Raw genomic sequence first — 695 nt, 5'->3', positions numbered from 1 at the left:
TGCAGCCTCCAATCTCGATGTCAGGGCGGCGGCGGATGCCCTTGCCGGCTTCGTCGAGACCTCGGGGCAGACACTCACCATCAAGCTGACCCCGCACGGCAAGCTGCCGGTGCTTCAACTCATGGACGTCCTCGACAACGAGCCGATCATCGCGCTGGCGCAGTTCAGGATCGAGGCATCGACGGGGCTGTAGGGCCTATTGCTGCGAAGGTGGCGGCAGCTGGCCTGGCGAAAATCTCTCTTCGTCTTTGCGAGGAGCCCTTGCGACGAAGCAATCCAGCCTTTTCGAAGAATGGATTGCTTCGCTTCGCTCGCAATGACGAAATTCCAACACGCCCTCAGGTGCGCTAGTACGGCAATCCGACATAGTTTTCCGATAACGACATTTTCGCGGCGTCGGATTCGATCAGGTAGTTCAGTTACGCGATCTGGATGCGCGAGCTGAATTCATCGGTGTCGGGGAAACGATGCAGCATCGACGTCATCCACCAGGAGAAGCGTTCGGCCTTCCACACCCGGCTCAAAGCGCGCCGCGAGTAGTCGTCGATGCCGGCGGCAGATTTCTCGGCATAGAACTCGCGCAGCGCGGTTGAGAGATAGTGCACGTCGCTGGCAGCGAGGTTGAGGCCCTTGGCGCCGGTCGGCGGCACGATATGCGCCGCGTCGCCCGCCAGAAACAGCCGGCCGAACCGCAT

The 695-nt window shown here is 60.9% G+C and carries 2 protein-coding genes; one reads left to right on the top strand and one right to left on the bottom strand.

Annotated elements, in window-relative coordinates:
- Nucleotides 1-193, top strand: a 193-nt coding sequence (locus D1614_RS28065) for a hypothetical protein (protein ID WP_206610150.1), incomplete at its 5' end; no start/stop codon positions are given.
- Nucleotides 194-419: 226 nt separating this feature from the next.
- Here the strand turns inward: D1614_RS28065 and D1614_RS28060 are convergent.
- The coding region (locus D1614_RS28060; protein WP_206610149.1) for an FAD-dependent monooxygenase at nucleotides 420-695 on the bottom strand (276 nt) is incomplete at its 5' end.

The sequence above is a fragment of the Maribellus luteus genome (assembly GCF_003576475.1).
GTDB classification, from domain to species: Bacteria; Bacteroidota; Bacteroidia; order Bacteroidales; family Prolixibacteraceae; genus Draconibacterium; species Draconibacterium luteum.
The sequence above is the reverse complement of the archived record's forward strand: the minus strand, read 5'-3'. Positions and strand labels throughout refer to the sequence as shown.